The 14,798-nt window shown below is 60.0% G+C and carries 18 protein-coding genes and 1 tRNA gene; 9 read left to right on the top strand and 10 right to left on the bottom strand.

The window, feature by feature from the left end:
- The first annotated feature begins 92 nt into the window (after positions 1 to 92).
- The 3 genes from NKI17_RS05260 (at position 93) to NKI17_RS05270 (ending at position 2,354) form a co-directional block, all read left to right on the top strand.
- Positions 93 to 620 (top strand): metallophosphoesterase, encoded by a 528-nt coding sequence (locus NKI17_RS05260; protein ID WP_352449516.1) that lies wholly within the window; start codon positions 93 to 95, stop codon positions 618 to 620.
- Positions 621 to 670: 50 nt separating this feature from the next.
- Positions 671 to 1,966: a cytochrome P450 gene (locus NKI17_RS05265; protein WP_352905494.1), complete on the top strand. Its 1,296-nt coding sequence runs from the start codon at positions 671 to 673 to the stop codon at positions 1,964 to 1,966.
- Between the two features lie 73 nt (positions 1,967 to 2,039).
- Positions 2,040 to 2,354 carry a hypothetical protein gene (locus tag NKI17_RS05270; protein WP_352905544.1) on the top strand — a complete coding sequence of 105 codons (315 nt, stop codon included), beginning with the start codon at positions 2,040 to 2,042 and terminating at the stop codon, positions 2,352 to 2,354.
- Positions 2,355 to 2,460: 106 nt separating this feature from the next.
- On the opposite strand, the gene NKI17_RS05275 is transcribed toward NKI17_RS05270, so the two are convergent.
- The 7 genes from NKI17_RS05275 to NKI17_RS05305 form a co-directional block, all read right to left on the bottom strand.
- Positions 2,461 to 2,694, bottom strand: coding sequence for a hypothetical protein (locus NKI17_RS05275; protein WP_352620554.1), 234 nt, complete (start codon positions 2,692 to 2,694; stop codon positions 2,461 to 2,463).
- 310 nt (positions 2,695 to 3,004) lie between these two features.
- A complete protein-coding gene (locus NKI17_RS05280; protein WP_352755685.1) occupies positions 3,005 to 4,342 on the bottom strand; it encodes a DNA cytosine methyltransferase in 1,338 nt (445 codons plus the stop codon).
- Positions 4,312 to 4,953 carry a DUF6339 family protein gene (locus NKI17_RS05285; protein WP_352571823.1) on the bottom strand — a complete coding sequence of 214 codons (642 nt, stop codon included), beginning with the start codon at positions 4,951 to 4,953 and terminating at the stop codon, positions 4,312 to 4,314. The genes NKI17_RS05280 and NKI17_RS05285 overlap by 31 nt, the downstream gene beginning before the upstream one ends.
- Before the next feature lie 86 nt (positions 4,954 to 5,039).
- Positions 5,040 to 5,954: a hypothetical protein gene (locus tag NKI17_RS05290; protein WP_352905495.1), complete on the bottom strand. Its 915-nt coding sequence runs from the start codon at positions 5,952 to 5,954 to the stop codon at positions 5,040 to 5,042.
- 1 nt (position 5,955) lies between these two features.
- The gene (locus NKI17_RS05295) at positions 5,956 to 7,755 is read right to left on the bottom strand and encodes a hypothetical protein (protein WP_352571821.1); all 1,800 of its coding nucleotides are present in this window, start codon (positions 7,753 to 7,755) and stop codon (positions 5,956 to 5,958) included.
- Entirely contained in the window at positions 7,721 to 8,188 is a 468-nt protein-coding gene (locus NKI17_RS05300; RefSeq protein ID WP_352571820.1) for a very short patch repair endonuclease, read from the bottom strand. Before NKI17_RS05300 ends, NKI17_RS05295 begins: the two co-directional genes overlap by 35 nt.
- Before the next feature lie 6 nt (positions 8,189 to 8,194).
- The gene (locus NKI17_RS05305; RefSeq protein ID WP_236393201.1) at positions 8,195 to 8,419 is read right to left on the bottom strand and encodes a hypothetical protein; all 225 of its coding nucleotides are present in this window, start codon (positions 8,417 to 8,419) and stop codon (positions 8,195 to 8,197) included.
- A gap of 417 nt (positions 8,420 to 8,836) precedes the next feature.
- Between NKI17_RS05305 and NKI17_RS05310 the strand changes: the two genes are divergently transcribed.
- Positions 8,837 to 9,016: a hypothetical protein gene (locus NKI17_RS05310; RefSeq protein ID WP_352571819.1), complete on the top strand. Its 180-nt coding sequence runs from the start codon at positions 8,837 to 8,839 to the stop codon at positions 9,014 to 9,016.
- Between the two features lie 200 nt (positions 9,017 to 9,216).
- On the opposite strand, the gene NKI17_RS05315 is transcribed toward NKI17_RS05310, so the two are convergent.
- A tRNA-Arg gene (locus NKI17_RS05315) sits at positions 9,217 to 9,293 on the bottom strand.
- Positions 9,294 to 9,456: 163 nt separating this feature from the next.
- A complete protein-coding gene (locus NKI17_RS05320) occupies positions 9,457 to 10,377 on the bottom strand; it encodes a zinc-binding dehydrogenase (RefSeq protein ID WP_352568556.1) in 921 nt (306 codons plus the stop codon).
- A 202-nt stretch (positions 10,378 to 10,579) separates the two neighbouring features.
- Between NKI17_RS05320 and NKI17_RS05325 the strand changes: the two genes are divergently transcribed.
- Complete coding sequence (locus NKI17_RS05325; RefSeq protein ID WP_352905497.1) at positions 10,580 to 11,386, top strand: AraC family transcriptional regulator; 807 nt, start codon at positions 10,580 to 10,582, stop codon at positions 11,384 to 11,386.
- A gap of 33 nt (positions 11,387 to 11,419) precedes the next feature.
- Here the strand turns inward: NKI17_RS05325 and NKI17_RS05330 are convergent, their stop codons facing one another.
- The gene (locus tag NKI17_RS05330) at positions 11,420 to 12,310 is read right to left on the bottom strand and encodes a D-alanyl-D-alanine carboxypeptidase family protein (protein ID WP_352905498.1); all 891 of its coding nucleotides are present in this window, start codon (positions 12,308 to 12,310) and stop codon (positions 11,420 to 11,422) included.
- 237 nt (positions 12,311 to 12,547) lie between these two features.
- Here NKI17_RS05330 and NKI17_RS05335 point away from each other — a divergent pair, with 237 nt between their 5' ends.
- The 4 genes from NKI17_RS05335 to NKI17_RS05350 all read left to right on the top strand — a co-directional run bounded on the left by NKI17_RS05335 (position 12,548) and on the right by NKI17_RS05350 (position 14,797).
- Positions 12,548 to 13,654, top strand: a complete 1,107-nt coding sequence (locus tag NKI17_RS05335) for a hypothetical protein (protein ID WP_352905500.1) — start codon at positions 12,548 to 12,550, stop codon at positions 13,652 to 13,654.
- Between the two features lie 76 nt (positions 13,655 to 13,730).
- A complete protein-coding gene (locus NKI17_RS05340) occupies positions 13,731 to 14,351 on the top strand; it encodes a nucleoside triphosphate hydrolase (protein WP_352905501.1) in 621 nt (206 codons plus the stop codon).
- A gap of 70 nt (positions 14,352 to 14,421) precedes the next feature.
- Positions 14,422 to 14,682, top strand: a complete 261-nt coding sequence (locus NKI17_RS05345; RefSeq protein ID WP_352905502.1) for a hypothetical protein — start codon at positions 14,422 to 14,424, stop codon at positions 14,680 to 14,682.
- Positions 14,669 to 14,797, top strand: coding sequence for a hypothetical protein (locus NKI17_RS05350; protein WP_302893450.1), 129 nt, complete (start codon positions 14,669 to 14,671; stop codon positions 14,795 to 14,797). The genes NKI17_RS05345 and NKI17_RS05350 overlap by 14 nt, the downstream gene beginning before the upstream one ends.
- Position 14,798: the final 1 nt, after the last annotated feature.

Here is a 14,798-nt window from a genome sequence, read left to right on the forward strand (position 1 = left end):
GCGGGTTGAGCAAGCATCGGGAGAGCAACATGGACTTGGTGCGCCACGCGCCTACCTGCGCGGCAGTTCGACAACAGGCCCAGCGAGTGCGCATGATCTACTTCACCGCCGACACGCATTTCAGCGACCCGCGCATTTTGCGCATCGACCGCCGCCCGTTCGGCTCGCTGGCGGAACATGACCGGTCGCTCATTGCGTTCTGGAACGAGACTGTCGGGCCGGACGACGAGGTCTGGCATCTCGGCGATTTTGCCAGGGGATCGGCCGCGTTCGTATCGTCGCTTCTGGCGTCTCTTCATGGCAGCAAGCATTTGATCATCGGCAACAACGATGCTGCGGCCACCATCGAGGCCACAGGTTGGGCGAGCACGCAACACTACAAGGAGCTGGCGCTCGACGGCAGTCTGCTGATCCTTTGCCACTACCCTTTTCGCACCTGGAACCAGATCGGCAGGAAATCGATCGACCTGCATGGCCATTCCCACGGCAGGCTGACCCCGGTCACGCGCCAGTATGACGTCGGCGTCGACAGCTGGGCTTTTCGTCCGGTCACGCTGACCACCATCCTTGCCAGCCGCGGCCGAAGGGCGGCGCGGCAAAGCCGTCAAAAAGTCGAGTGATCGAAAGTGCCGGCCGTGCGTTGAGGAATTTCAACGCCAGGGAGCACGCCATGAACAGACGTGAACTGATCGATGCCGACGGCGGCAATCATGCCGCAAAACCCATTCCGCGCGCCGCGTTCGATAGCACCTTGGCCCTGCTGCGCGAAGGCTATGACTTCATTTCGGCCCGCTGCCGGCGCATGAACACCGACATCTTTGCCACGCGCCTGATGCTGCGGCCGGCAATCTGTGTCCGCGGTGCCGAGGCTGCCGAGATGTTTTATGGCGGCGACCACTTCACCCGAATTGGTGCGATGCCGCAGACCACGCTGCGTCTGCTGCAGGACAAGGGCAGCGTCCAGGCGCTCGACGGCGCCGCTCACCGCCACCGCAAGGCGCTTTTCCTGTCGATCCTGTTGGATGGTGACCAGATCGAGCGGCTCCGCGCAACCTTCCGTCGCGCCTGGCTCGACCGACTGGAAGACTGGCAGCGGCGTGATGAGATCGTCCTGTTCGACGCCGTAAACCTCGCCCTGACCCAGGCGGCAGCGGATTGGGCCGGCATCCCCGCCGACAAGGATCGCGCCGAACTCTGCCGCGAGCTCGGCGGCATGATCGAGAACGCCGGCGGCGTCGGGCCGTCGACCATGCTGGCGCTGTGGCGGCGACGCCGGACCGAACGCACTATCGGCGAGCTTGTACGGCGCGTTCGAAGCGGCGCGCTTGATTTGCCGGCAAACAGCCCGGTCCGCCTGGTCAGCGAATATGTCGATGCCGAGGGAATGCCGCTCGATCTTGCCAGTGCTGCGGTCGAGATCATCAACATCATCCGGCCGGTTGTCGCCATCGGCCGCTTCATCGTGTTTGCGGCGCTGGCGCTTCACCAGCACCGCCAATGGTACGATAAATTCGCCGTCGGCGATGACGACGGGCTGGAAGCCTTCGCCGAGGAGGTTCGCCGGCTCTATCCGTTCTTCCCGTTCATCGGCGGCCGCGCCCGCCACCCCTTCGAATGGAAGGGCTACCGCTTCGGCAAAGGCGACTGGGTTCTGCTCGACCTGCACGGCACCAACCACGATCGCCGCCTGTTTGTGGAGCCGGACCGATTTATCCCGGAGCGCGGCTTGAGCTGGAAAACCCGCGGCTTCGACTTCATCCCGCATGGCGGCGGAGATCCGGCGACTACCCATCGCTGCCCCGGCGAAGCCGTCACCGTCGCGCTGATCATGGAAGCGGTTCGCCTGCTGACGCGGTCGATGGCCTACCAGGTGCCTGATCAGGATATGACGGTCTCGCTCGCGCGCATGCCGGCGCGGCCGAAATCCGGGTTCAGGATAGATAATGTGCGGCGAAAACCCGGCTGAAAGGCTGCCGGTCGAACCGGAACCTCTGCGGAGCTGAGGCGTTCGAAAATTGCAAGGCGTAAAGGCAAACGCAATGGCTCAGAAGATCACGACAGGCGCGAACGACCGGCCGCGCAATGAAACCATCGGCCAATCCGGCGAAGGCCTGCCGGACGACAGCAGCAGGCCGCTCGAGGTCGACGAAGGCTGGGTCGCCCGGCTGAGAAACAAGCTGCAGGGCAAGCCCCGGCAAGTCGCTCAAATCAACGCGGACGAAGTCCCCGCAGGCACTCCAGGCGCTGGCGAGAATATTTGCCGCCGCTGTGCAGGGTCAGGCATGATCGACGGCCGCACCTGCCCCGAATGCGGCGGAACCGGCAAGGTGACGCCGCCGATAGGCGGAGGCTGAGCAATTCCAGGAAAAGTGTGAAGCGGTTTTCCGCCCGGTATTTGCGCCAAACAATAAGATCGACCGATTCTGCGTTTCCGCGGAACGATGAACCGTCCAGCGCCGGTCAGATCGCCGGCACCCACTTCCAGAACACGCCTTCCTTGCGTTCGGGGTAGTGCTTGAACTCGCATTCGAAGCGCCAGCCGTAGTTCTTGGCGGTGGCAAGCGCCTCCTTGCTGACCGGGTTCATGCCGGTTCCCGGCGCAAACCAGTCCTCCAGCAAATCATCGGGAATATAGGCGCCGATCCTCAAAGGCAGCTTTTCGAGGACGATATCCATTTCAGGTGGTGCGGGCACTGGGCGCTCCTTTCGAAAGTTTGCTGAGGAAGAAGTCGTGCGAGGCCGATAGGGTTCCAAGCAATCGGTGAGGTGGAACGTGACGGTGATGGGCGGGCAGGAGTGGATCCCATTAAGTCTAATGGTTCCACTCGTACCATTCGATCACAAAACAGCCGGCCGATCGAATCAGCTGCAAGGCTCTTTTCCACGTCCACCTCGGCGTCACTCTTTTGACTGCAACCCTCATGATTTATCGACACCATGCGTGCCGTGGGGCGCCGGCGCCGGATGCGCTGCTTCGTTCAGTGCCGCCGACAAATGGCGGTATTTAGGCTGCGCTCTGTACGCGGTATTGATCTTCGATCTGCATAGCGCTCAGTGCGGCCAATCCCACCGCATAACCCAAAGCAGGGTGGACTGCATCGCCTATCCACTTGGCAAGGTGTTTGCGCTTGACTGCTAATCCGCTGGGCGCGAAATCGAACCAATCTGGGAACCCCTGAATCCTAGCCGCTTCCCTTGGTGTTATGAGCCGCCGCTCAATTGGATGAACGTATCGCCCTTGCCCAGGCGTCCCAAAGCCGGTTGTTATGGTTTGTGCCGGCCGATCCCAATGCATTCGACCATATACAGCCGTGTAAGATGTACCGTTCTTGTGGCAGTCGGGCCTTTGGGCATCCGGCAAGTCGTAAAGATCGTGATCGAACAGATATTTGATTCTCTCGGCGTTAACTGGAGTTACGGCGGGGCTCGAATTCATTAGATCGGTTGATTGCAAATCAAGTAGATCTCCGATCGCCCATGATAATGGCATGCTCTGAGCCTTCAGCGAGTCGGCGAACGCCGTAAGGTAGTCCGGCTCTATCGGTGCTTCCTTCGCCGCAATTAAAAAGTGCCTGATTCGGCGCTGTGCGGCCCCAAGACTGTCGGCCTTAATGACGCCCATAGAAGTAGCGTAGCCGGCCGATTTTAGAAGGCCCACGGCGGTTGCGACCACATCCGAGTGCGAATTTTGGACGGTTGGTACATTCTCAATAATGATCGCCTTGGCATTTAAAGCGACGCCAAGCGCCACGGCGGTAACGTAGAGATCGTTTCTGGGGTCTTGACGACGGGTGTGGTTGTTTAAGTTTGAGTGACCCTGACACGGAGGGCCGGCGATGAAAACGTCGATCGACCCAACCCTATCAAGATCAGCGTGGACCGTTTCTGGATCATACCCAAATCGTGCACTATCACCGAGGCCCAATACATGAAAATCAACCAGCGAGGCTGCGCTAGCGGCGATTTTGCGCTTCGCACCCATGTTGTAGCTATGGATATCTAGCGCCGCTGCGTCGGTGTCGATGATTGCTGAGAACTCAACTTTTCGGTTGATGGCCTGCGCTGCGAGCGACAACCCCAATGCAAGGCCGCCTGACCCACAAAAAGCATCAACAATCCGGAGAGGGGCACCACTCCCCGTTGACAAGACTTGGCTACCACGAAGCAACGACTGCCACCAAGCGTGACGCGGCTCCAGCCCATCGTCGGCTAAATTAACAAGTGATGTTTCCCGAGATTTGCCAGGTGCTACCTGCACCTGCCGCGTGAGCTTGGTCCCAATCCTCAGATAAGTTTCATGCACTGAGCACCTCACGCCGTGGCTGAGGCAATCCGCTCCCATTGCGAATCGATGAAGCTCGTTGCCCGTGCCTCATTCATTAGCTCAAACATCAGATTAGATCGAGCCCTTTTTAGCTGTTTTGCGAGTGCGCGTATTTGAGCGATCTTCAAGCGTGGTTTGTCGCCCACGTCCGACGGAAATTGGAATGAGATCAGCGCGCGCGCGAAAGTTCTACAATTTCCGTAGCCTTGCCTGAAAAGATGACTGCGCCAAAAATCGATATCACCCCTACGCGCCAGATCGTATCTATCACTGCGGCTATCGTCGGCCGACAACTCTGCCCTGAGCCAAAGCCGATACAGGAGGTTTTCAATCGCAGTACCGATGCCAAAATTTTTTGGGTCTCGTTTCTCGCCATACCTTCGGTCAATCACGCTTCTGCAGTGGACCACAGCGAGCCAGGTCCAGAACTCTGGGTTTGCTAGAGCGGGATGGGAGGGCAGGATCTCATGCACGTGGGCGGTGGCAGCAGCCTCAAACTGTCCGCCGCCGATGGCTCCCTTCGACGGCTTGTAGATGTCCAACAATTCATTCAAAAACTTAGCCAATTCCTCGCCGATGGCGTCCCAATCCTCGTCGGTTCCGTCATCGGAGTGTCGTACCTGGGGCAAAGCTGGCTCGGCTTGCCCATCGCCGGGTAGTAGATATGCACGCGCTTCAGACCTGCTTATAATTGGGTATGGCATCGGGATCCCTGCTATTTAATTGCCTGTACTACGGCGAGACGGTCCTGAAGGAGGGCGCGGGCCCGACCAGGCGTAATCACCGCGTTTCTTAATGTATCGAGAGCCATTGGTGAGTTCTTACTCAGCTGCTGCAACAATGTTGCAAGCGGGCTAGTCGGGGGTGGAGCCTCCAGATCTTTCCATTGGCTCAGGCTCTCGGTAAGGATCGACAGAACTATCTCAGCGGCCAGAAAAGGCTGGAATGCGTCTCCCAAATTCGCCGAAGAGACTAGTCGATTGTGCGCGTCTATATGCACGTAAACTCTGGCCACATACATATCCTCTTCGCCTTCTTCGGCTATCCCACCCGCATACTCCACGAAGTACAACGTTTTCGGCGGAAACTGAGCTGCGATCCACTCCTCGTCTGTTCGCGTTCGAAGATCGAAAAGGGTAGGGGTCGCGCGAGACTTTAGAAAGAAAGTTTTCTGCGCTAGCCAATGTCCCACGACAAACGGTGAACCCGGCAAAGGCTCGCGGTCACGACGAAGACAGATGGCTATAGTTAGCTTGAGGTTTCTACCTCCGGCAAAGCGGCTCAGCGTCTCCGATGAGATTGTCCATTCAGTCGGCAGCGTGTCCGATAGAGGCACACTTGCCAAAACATCTGATCTCTTGAGAAATGGATGTGTAGCCATGAACACTAGTTCTAGATCGGACGCCCGAAACCCTGATGGAAGCCAAGTCTTCGGGTTTACAACGGACGGAAAAATGACCGGGTCTAGCTCCTGAAAGTCGATTTCATCAAGGTCAAACGATGTTTCGTCCGAAATATCACCATCCTTGAATAGTTTAATACGGCACGACCGAAGAGAATCTTCGGCATTTTGGATCTGAAAGAAAGGTCGAACCTCCCGAGGCTCTGTCCTATGCCAAGTTGCAATCACCTCAAGCTCCCACTGCTTCGACTTCTGGAACGAAACGGACAGTCCATAACGGATCGTATTTTTCTGTCTCGCACACAAAACGCGAAGGTTTGTCCGGAGATAAAACGAATATCATCCACTCTGGATTATCAGGGTCTGCTTCGAGAACATCATCAGTTGTAATTGATAATTGCAACGATTCGCCAACTGATCCATCTTCTATAACGGGGCACGTAACTTTCATGCGAACTTTCATTGCGCTACTAGCTTCATCTGCCTTCAACCGAACGCTAAAGGCAGCTGTCAATTTCAGTGCTTCGCCTTCTGCCGAAGTCTGAGGTACTTTGTCGTATTCCAAATGTATGGGAGCTGCCGTTGCCTCAGGCTTTTTGCCGGTTCCGCTCTTTGACGGTGATAGTAAGGTAGCAAGAGTGCGCTCGAGAAAAGTCAGCCGCTTTGGCTTGGGAGGCGGTGGCGGAGATGCCGTTTTCTGCGACGATTTGACGGTCTTTCTGATGCCAGAGAGCACGCGCTCAACGATCATTCGTTTAGACCCGGTTTGATCCTGCAGGCGTCGTGCCTCTGGATCCCAGCGGTCATGAGCGGGCGGCTCCGATGACCGCAGCACAAGGTCAATGTCGGGAGAAGCGAGGAAGGCACCTGCCATGACCGGGGTGCCGACGTTCCATTTTCTATAATAGGCAACGACCATCAGTGGGCTTCTGATGAGGGCAACTGAGTCCGTCCTATCCTCACCTACCGCGTATTCTCCGTCTTCCTCCTGCTTAAGCACTGAAAGACCCAAGAGCCCATCATTTTTGCCGATCGGCTTCTGAAATTGTGTTTTGCCATTGGGCGGCGATTTGCCGGCCGCGATGTCGTATGCCTCAAGGAAAGGGCGAAGATGGTCCCGCTTTCGGGGTCTCGGAAGTTCCTCGGTTCCGTCCTCTCGAACGACCCGAACGTCAAGCTTGTGTGAAATAAGGCGTGGCCACCACCAGTCTTCCACTCCCTCTAAAATCCCCTCCGGAGACAGGAGGCTGTCCACTATCAGTACGGACGTGCCGAGATCGTCTGCTTCACGACTGTCAAAGCCAAGGAGACCCGCCATAGCGTCTGCCGCATCATTTAGCAGCGGGTCAACAACTGGTTGAGCACCGGCTGTGCCAGGGGTGTTGTCCAAGCCAAACCAGCCCCGACCAGTAAAGACCTTCTCCAGATGCGTATGCTTGCGGTAGTACCCGCATCCGAATAGTAGAGATAACGGCTCGCCGCTCGCATTCTTGGTTCGGCTATAGGCGAAAATGGTCTGTATCCCGGAGTTTGCACTGTATACCGATTTACCGTAACCATAGGACCCGCCGGTGCCGTGCTCATCTTGTTCTTTGCCACCATCACCCAGCGTGAGAAGAAATTTGTAGAAATTCGAATCGGGACTAAAGGGATCTCCTTTTAGGCCGGTCGTGCCATGGTCGTTAACGTACAAGAGCCTAAGGGGAACAAGTTTGTCCTGAATCGTGCTGATGCAGTTCGGATCTCGAAATCCCAGGCGATCTGCCCTCTCTTGAATAATTAGCAGACGTGCTGCCTTTGCAAAGGCGGCTTTTTCGGCACCAGTAAGAGCCTTTGTGACGAAATCGACCGACACCTTTTGGCTTTCTTCAGCGCGAGCATCCACGCTGTTTTGGATGGCCTCTCTAGCTACTACAGCTTCAGGGTGCATTCCGGAGGACGCCAGCGTGTTGGTGAAGGCCTCGCCAACCGCGCCTCCCATGCGCGGGTTCGGTTCAAATGCCCAGTTTGGTTTCTTTAGTGCCTTCATTCTTCCCCACCCCCAATGGCATGTGCTTTGAAGCCTCCAAGAAAGCTTCGATCTCGCTAATTGCAGCGTCCGTATCGCTCAGTTGGCATTGCCATACAGTGAGTACGCGCCAACCGCGACTATCAAGCTCGTCGTTCTTGCGGCTATCGCGCAACTTATTTGTCTCAATCTTGTCCGCCCAAAATGCTTCTCTTGTTTTCGGGCGAGTACCAAGTCTGCAGGTATGACCGTGCCAGAAACAACCGTTGACAAAAATCGCAGTTTTGAGCCGCGAGAATACTATGTCGGGTGTTCCTGGAAGGCCTTTAACGCTGACTCGATATCTCCAGCCTTTCGCATGAAGCAGTCTTCTAATCGTCATCTCAGGCTTCGTGTCGCGGCCTCGGACGCGCGACATGAGTTCGCTACGCTTTGTCGTCGTTAGGTTGTCCACCGCTAACTAGTCCAGCGTGAAGCCTTGCTCAGCGCCCGTAGCCGTATCGGTAAACCGTACCCGCGTCCCTTCTACAGCTTTCTGAAGGGCCTTTACGATCTTACGGGCATCCTCCTCGCTGAACTCGTAGGCTGCTCGATTTGAGAGGTTTCCTACCAGGCGTATCTGTTCAAGCGCCTTGTTCACGCGCTGGTTTGCCAATTTGACGAAGCTGGCTCGCTTGTCGCGCATAACTCTAATCCGTATCAGTCCGGGGCCTCAACATTATCAAGATGTGAACTACATTATGAAAATGTTCAAGAGAAAAGTGATTTCGATTTGTGTACATTTTCTCCGGCACGCAAAGGTATGAGAGCGGGACGGTTCGAAAGAAGACTCACTAACATGACTCCAGACGCGACATTCGCATTGACGTCGACAGCGCGGGTTCTCAGCGACGGCCGTGCCATCCGCGCAAAGTCGTCAACCAAGCGACGCCCATTTGAATAATGGTCGTATAGGAGAGGCAGCTCATGGAATCGCGTTTGGCGCGTGCGGACGTTCACATCCCTTATATTCCGATCGCGAGATCAGGCGATCTCAACCATAAAGGGGCATCATTGACCCGATCACGCGAAGATTTCGCTATCGGCTGGCCCCAGCCCCGGAATGCGCGCGCTAGACATCGGTTGCGGCACGGGCAACGTTACACTCCTGGTTTCCGAAATGGTTGGAAGCGGGGGATGGATCGTCGACGGCAGGCCGGGTTCCACCGGCCCAGCGGCGATATGGTCAGTATTAACTTTCGCAGATCAGGATCATGGGGTCCTGATCACCGACCTTACCTAGGACCCTGAGACGCAACTCAAGTTCCCCCACAATCAGGGCTGTGGTTGGAAGTCGGTCGACGGCAAGGGTTCGAGTCACCGAAGGACATTTTCTTGAGGAGACTACTCAACTGACTCTCTGTGCCCCTCGGAAAAGTGCTTCGGGAAGTCCAACGATCTTTTGTCGTAGTCCAGGCTTCTGTGTCGTCTGAGACTTTTTTTTGGCGCACCCGACAGGATTCGAACCTGTGACCTCTGCCTTCGGAGGGCAGCGCTCTATCCAGCTGAGCTACGGGTGCCTTCAGGATCGGTGATCCCAAAAACGAACCAGCCGGTAAACCGGCCAGCCACGGCTTCTTAGCGGAAGCAGGCGCCGGCTTCAACGGGCAATCGCCAGCGGGCTCAAGTTGCCGTAGCAGCCCGGGGGAGACAGACATCGTCCCGTCCGGCGGCCGCGCCTGCTCATTCTGTCATGGTAAGCACTGCCTTGCCGCTGATGCTGCGCTGCCGCAGCGCGTCTAGGGCCTGGGCGACGTCCCGCCACGGCAGGGTGAGGACTACGCGCGTTTCGAGCCGGCCGGCTGCGATCAGCGCCAGCAGCGAGGCGATGTCGGCGCCAACCTCCGGACCGGAAGCGTAGTAGGCGAAGGTCTGCAGCCGCGCGCCTTCGTGCCCCGGAACGAACTGGCGGAAGCCGATGGGCGTGAGTTCGCCGCTGCTCAAGCCGAACATGACGACGGTCCCGCCGGGCGCGATCCGTTCGATCGCGTGGGCGAGGCTATCGCCGCCCACCGATTCGGTAATCAGCGAGAACAGTCCTTCGGCCAGCTCGATCGTTTCGACGACCCGCTCGGCTCCGAGGCCGCGGAGATCGTCGGCATGACGGGCAGCGGCGACCGCCACCACCGACGCGCCCTGCTGGCGGGCGATCTGGATCTGGAAACGGCCGACCGCGCCGCTTGCGCCGGTAATCAGGACCCGCTGGCCGGCCAGGTCGCCGCCGAGGCGCAGGGTCCGCAGCGCGGTCGTGCCCGCGACCGGAACAGTGGCGGCGGAGACGAAGCTGACGTCGTCCGGCAGGACGGCGAGGTGGTCGGTCGGAACGGCGACCCGTTCGGCCCACCCGGCCTCGTCGACCAGAGCCGCAACCCGGGCGCCGACGGCCGGCCCGGAGCCGTCGGCCGCGGCGCGCTCGACAATTCCGGCGACGTCCTGGCCAGGCACCCAGCCGTTCGGACGGATGTTGAGCAGGCGCAGTTCGCCGCGGTTCAGCGAGACTGCCCGGACCGAGACCAGCGCCTCATGCGGGGCGGGCTCGGGCTCGCCAAGCTCGGCGAGCCGCAACCCGGTGGCGCTGTCGGAAGATGTGACCAAGGCGAGCATTGGTATCGTCCCTTCTTGCTGCGTGGCGGACGCCAGCCTGTTTTCGTGCGCCGGGCTTGTTGGTCCGACGTTCAGAACGCAAGCAGGGCATGACTAGATGGAAGCCCGCCTGTCGGCTTCTGAGTTACTCATCCCTAAACTATCGACTTTCCTGTTTGAGTAATTTAGATATCTTGGCAGTCGATCGCTAAAATCAGTCAAGATGAGACAGCCTCTCCGCTACCCCTGGCCTTTCGATCCGGATGATGTCCTCGTCCCGGCAATCGCCGTGCGCGTCGACGTTCCCGAGACCAGGGCGGAGGTGCCGGACCACCACCACCGCAAGGGGCAACTCGTCTTCGCGCTGGGCGGCGGCGTCACATGTCGCGTCCCCAGCGGCCTGTGGATGGTGCCGCCGCATTGCGCGGTGTGGATTCCCGGCGACATGGAGCACAGCAATATCGCGACCGCCAATGCCCGGATTTTCTTCGTCTATATCGAACCGGGAGCTACCGACCTGCCGGACCGGTGCTGCACGCTTTCGATCACGCCGTTGCTGCGCGAGCTGATCATAGAGCTGACGGATCGCGTTGAGGACGATGACGCCAGGGGCGAGCTCCTGACCAGGGCTCTGCTCACCGAACTGCCGCGCATGCCTGTCCAGCAGCTGCATTTGCCGATCTCGTCCGAGCCGCGCTTGAGGCGCATCGCGGCGGCGTTGGCGCAAGATCCTGCCGATCGCAGCACCCTGGCGGAATGGGCCAGTCGCGTCGCGCTCAGCGAGAGCAGTCTCGCACGTCTCGTGGTGAAGGAGACAGGGCTGACCTTCGGGCGCTGGCGCCAGCAACTGCACCTGATCGTCGCAATGCGCGAGCTGGCCTCCGGCGCCAGCGTGCAGCAGGTTTCGGCCGATCTCGGTTACGAATCGGTCACCGCCTTCATCACCATGTTCAAGAAAGCGCTTGGCAAGCCGCCGGCAAAGTATCTCAGCAGTGTCGCGCAAAACGGCGGCTCTGCGTTTGTCGCCTGAACCCGCACGCGGTCAACACTCGGACTTCAACTGTCACTGCTCCTCGGCATACAGCAGCCGCGTCTTTGCCTCGGAGGTCGGCAACAGGCTGCGCTGGATCAGCGCCTCGACGTGGTCGTTGCGCTGGCGCGCGCTGTCGGCGCCCATCACCACGATGATCAGCCTGTGCCCGTCCGCATTATAGGAGGTGACGATGTTGAAGCCCGAAGCCCTGATGTAGCCGGTCTTGATGCCGTCGACCCCGCGCACCCGGCCGAGCATGTCATTGTGGCCGCGCACCAGCCTGCCGCGGAACATGAAGTCGCTTTCAGAGAAATAGTGGAAATGCTGCGGGAAGCGGGCGTGCAGCGCCATGCCGAGCACCGCCATGTCGCGCGCGCTGGTGTGCTGGTCGCCGTCCGGCAGGCCCGAGGCATTGCGGAAAACGGTGCTGCTCATGCCGATCTGGCGCGCCTTGGCAGTCATCATGCCGGCGAACGCCTCTTCGCTGCCGCCGAGATATTCGGCAACGGCGACCGCCACGTCATTGGCCGATTTGACGACGACGGCGCGGATCGCCGAATCGACGTCGATGGTCTCGCCGCGCCTGAACCGCAGCTTGGTCGGCGGCTGCCGGGCGGCGTTGTCCGACACCGGGATTTGCGTCTCCTTGCTGATGCGGCCCTGGTCCAGCGCCTCGAACAGGAGGTAGAGCGTCATCATCTTGGTCAACGACGCCGGATAACGCGGCGCCGTCGAATTGACCTCGAACAGCGTATTGCCGGTGCCGGCATCGATGACCATGGCGGCATATTTCTGCGGCGGCGCCGGTACCGCCAGCACGCTGTCGGGCGGCGTGACAGTCGTGCAGCCGGCAGCAAACAGCAGCAGCGCCAGCACACCGACGCATTTGTGGATGGACGAAAAGAACCGGAAGGCGGACAAGTCAGTTCCGAAGGCAGGCAGTTTCTGAGACGAGGCGAAGCTATCTTAACGCAAAGGCACAGTCCATTTGGTTAATATCGCTCTGGCCCTCGAACGGTGCCCTGTCCACAGGCCGACGTGGCGCCACCTGATGTGAATTGCCGGCCACCGCGCTTGCGCAACCGGCGGCGAGTGGGCTTTGCTGGCGCCGGCAGAATCGGGCCGCCAGAATCGGGCTGGCAGAATCGGTAGGTGCACATGGATACGGTCACGATCACGGCGAAGGGCATTTCGGTATCGGTCGATCTTGCCGTCGGCCATCTCGCCGACATGACAGTCGATATCGATGGCCGCCGGCTGAAGCCGCTGCATCGCGCACCCTGGGTCGGCGAGCCGCGCGAGATGCTGCCGAAAGACCTGCCTGAAGGGACGGTCCACCTGTCCGGCGATTTCCTCTGCGCGCCGTTCTCGATCAGCGACGTCGAAGCGGCACCTTTGCATGGCTGGCCGGCAAATAGCCGCTGGGACGTGGTCGACAGCGCGGCAACGGCCGACGGCTGGCGCGCCGTCTTCCGCTTGCAGCGCCCGGTCATGGGCGCAACCGTCGACAAGATCCTGACCTTGCGCGACGATCATCCCTTTCTCTATCAGGAGCACGTCTTTTCCGGCGGCGCCGGCGCCATTCCCGTCGCCCACCACCCGATGACGGTGATGACGGCCGGCGGCAGGCTGGCCTTCTCGCCCAAGCGCCTTGCCGCAACGCCGAGTGAGGCGCCGGAGCCCGATCCGGCCCGCGGCCGCTCGTTGCTCGCCTACCCGGCGCGAACCGCCGACCTGACGCGCTTTCCCGTCGCCAACGGCGGCACGATTGACCTGACCGCCTATCGCATGGACCAGCTGCGTGAGGACTTCGTGACGCTGGTCGAGGCCGATCATGGCGGGCCGGGCTGGACGGCGCTGGCGCGCCAGGCGGAAGCCGATCTCGTGCTGGTGCTGAAGAACCCGGCCGAACTGCCGGTCACCATGCTGTGGGTCAGCAATGGCGGGCGCGATTACGCCCCATGGAGTGGCCGCCACCGCGGCGTGCTCGGCATCGAGGACGGCCGCACGGCCGTCGGCCACGCCGCATCGCTCGGCGACAATTGGCTGAAGCGCGAAGGCGTGGCGACCGCCTTTGCCCTTTCCGAAGGGCGCCGCTTTTCGTTCCGCCATGTCATCGGCGCACTGCCGTGGCCATCCGGCGAGCCGCCGCACGACGTCACGACCTCGCCGGGCCACATGCGCATCCTGGCGGCTGACGGTGCCGTGCGCGACATCGCCTTCGACAGCGATTTCCTGCGGATCGGTCAATCCAGGCCCGATTGAAGGCTTGGCACAATCCGGCGTTTGAAATTTTCGAAAACTGCCGCCAAAATGCGCCAGAACCACCGTAAGGGGGCCAATGTCAGAAATCGCCCATATCGCTGCTGCCATTTTCAAGCGCGCCGGCAAGGCGCCGCGCTTCATCGTTGCCATTGCCGGTCCGCCCGGCGCCGGCAAATCGACATTGTCGGCAGGCTTGCACGACTTGCTGCCGGAAGGCACGGCGGAAGTCGTGCCGATGGATGGCTTCCATTACGATGATGTCGTTCTCGAGCGGCGCGGCCTTCGCGCGCGAAAAGGTGCCCCGGAAACCTTTGATTTTGCCGGCTTCGAAGCGCTGCTCAAGCGCATCCGCGCCGGCGAGCCGGATATCGCCATCCCGGTCTTCGACCGCAGCATGGAGCTGTCGCGCGCCGCCGCTGCGATTGTCGCCGCCGACACCAAATTCATTCTGGTCGAAGGCAATTATCTCCTGCTCGACGAGGAACCCTGGGCGCGGCTGGCGCCGCTGTTCGACTTCTCGATCTTCGTCGATGTGCCGCGCGCCGAGCTCGAGCGCCGACTGCTGGCGCGATGGCACGAGCACGGCCGCTCCGACGAGGACGCGCGCGCCTGGATCGCCTCTAACGATATGCCGAACATCGACCGCGTGCTTGCCCGTCGGCGGCCCGCCGACCTGGTGGTCGGCGACCTGGCCTGACTTGCAAGGAACCGCCCGGCCGGAACCTTGACAGTTTCAGGCCGTTATCCCGGACACGGCAATTGTGCCCATGAGGGAACCGTTCGATGGAAACCATGGCAAGAAAGCCTGCGCCCGCCAAGGGCAGGGCAACACGATCAAAGGCCACTCGAGTGAAAACCAGCGCCGGCCCGGCAGCGGCGGCCCGCTCCAAGGATGCGGCAAAGCCCAGCTTTGGCAAGGCGGCGCCGAAAAAGGTGATGCCTGCCGCGGCCAAAGCCGCTGCACCCAAGCCCAAAAGATCGGCAAGCAGCAGAGGATCGATCGCAGGCAGCGCAATGCGCACTGTTAAAGCAACGGCCAATGTCGCCGCCGGTGCCGTGCTTGCCACCGCCAAAGGTGCGGCGTCGCTTGCTGCTTCCGTAGTCGGCAAGGGCGGCTCAAAACCCCGGACCAAGGCAAAATAGC

Source organism: Mesorhizobium sp. M0816 (assembly GCF_040320005.1).
Classification (GTDB): domain Bacteria; phylum Pseudomonadota; class Alphaproteobacteria; order Rhizobiales; family Rhizobiaceae; genus Mesorhizobium.

Excerpts from the sequence above, each read along its gene's own strand:
- NKI17_RS05280 (WP_352755685.1), bottom strand. The coding sequence starts at position 4,342 with ATGGGAGCGGATTGCCTCAGCCACGGCGTGAGGTGCTCAGTGCATGAA.
- NKI17_RS05260 (WP_352449516.1), top strand. The coding sequence starts at position 93 with ATGATCTACTTCACCGCCGACACGCATTTCAGCGACCCGCGCATTTTG.
- NKI17_RS05350 (WP_302893450.1), top strand. The coding sequence starts at position 14,669 with ATGCGCACTGTTAAAGCAACGGCCAATGTCGCCGCCGGTGCCGTGCTT.
- NKI17_RS05320 (WP_352568556.1), bottom strand. The coding sequence starts at position 10,377 with ATGCTCGCCTTGGTCACATCTTCCGACAGCGCCACCGGGTTGCGGCTC.
- NKI17_RS05340 (WP_352905501.1), top strand. The coding sequence starts at position 13,731 with ATGTCAGAAATCGCCCATATCGCTGCTGCCATTTTCAAGCGCGCCGGC.
- NKI17_RS05305 (WP_236393201.1), bottom strand. The coding sequence starts at position 8,419 with ATGCGCGACAAGCGAGCCAGCTTCGTCAAATTGGCAAACCAGCGCGTG.
- NKI17_RS05270 (WP_352905544.1), top strand. The coding sequence starts at position 2,040 with ATGGCTCAGAAGATCACGACAGGCGCGAACGACCGGCCGCGCAATGAA.
- NKI17_RS05295 (WP_352571821.1), bottom strand. The coding sequence starts at position 7,755 with ATGAAGGCACTAAAGAAACCAAACTGGGCATTTGAACCGAACCCGCGC.
- NKI17_RS05345 (WP_352905502.1), top strand. The coding sequence starts at position 14,422 with ATGAGGGAACCGTTCGATGGAAACCATGGCAAGAAAGCCTGCGCCCGC.
- NKI17_RS05265 (WP_352905494.1), top strand. The coding sequence starts at position 671 with ATGAACAGACGTGAACTGATCGATGCCGACGGCGGCAATCATGCCGCA.
- NKI17_RS05325 (WP_352905497.1), top strand. The coding sequence starts at position 10,580 with ATGAGACAGCCTCTCCGCTACCCCTGGCCTTTCGATCCGGATGATGTC.
- NKI17_RS05310 (WP_352571819.1), top strand. The coding sequence starts at position 8,837 with ATGCGCGCGCTAGACATCGGTTGCGGCACGGGCAACGTTACACTCCTG.
- NKI17_RS05335 (WP_352905500.1), top strand. The coding sequence starts at position 12,548 with ATGGATACGGTCACGATCACGGCGAAGGGCATTTCGGTATCGGTCGAT.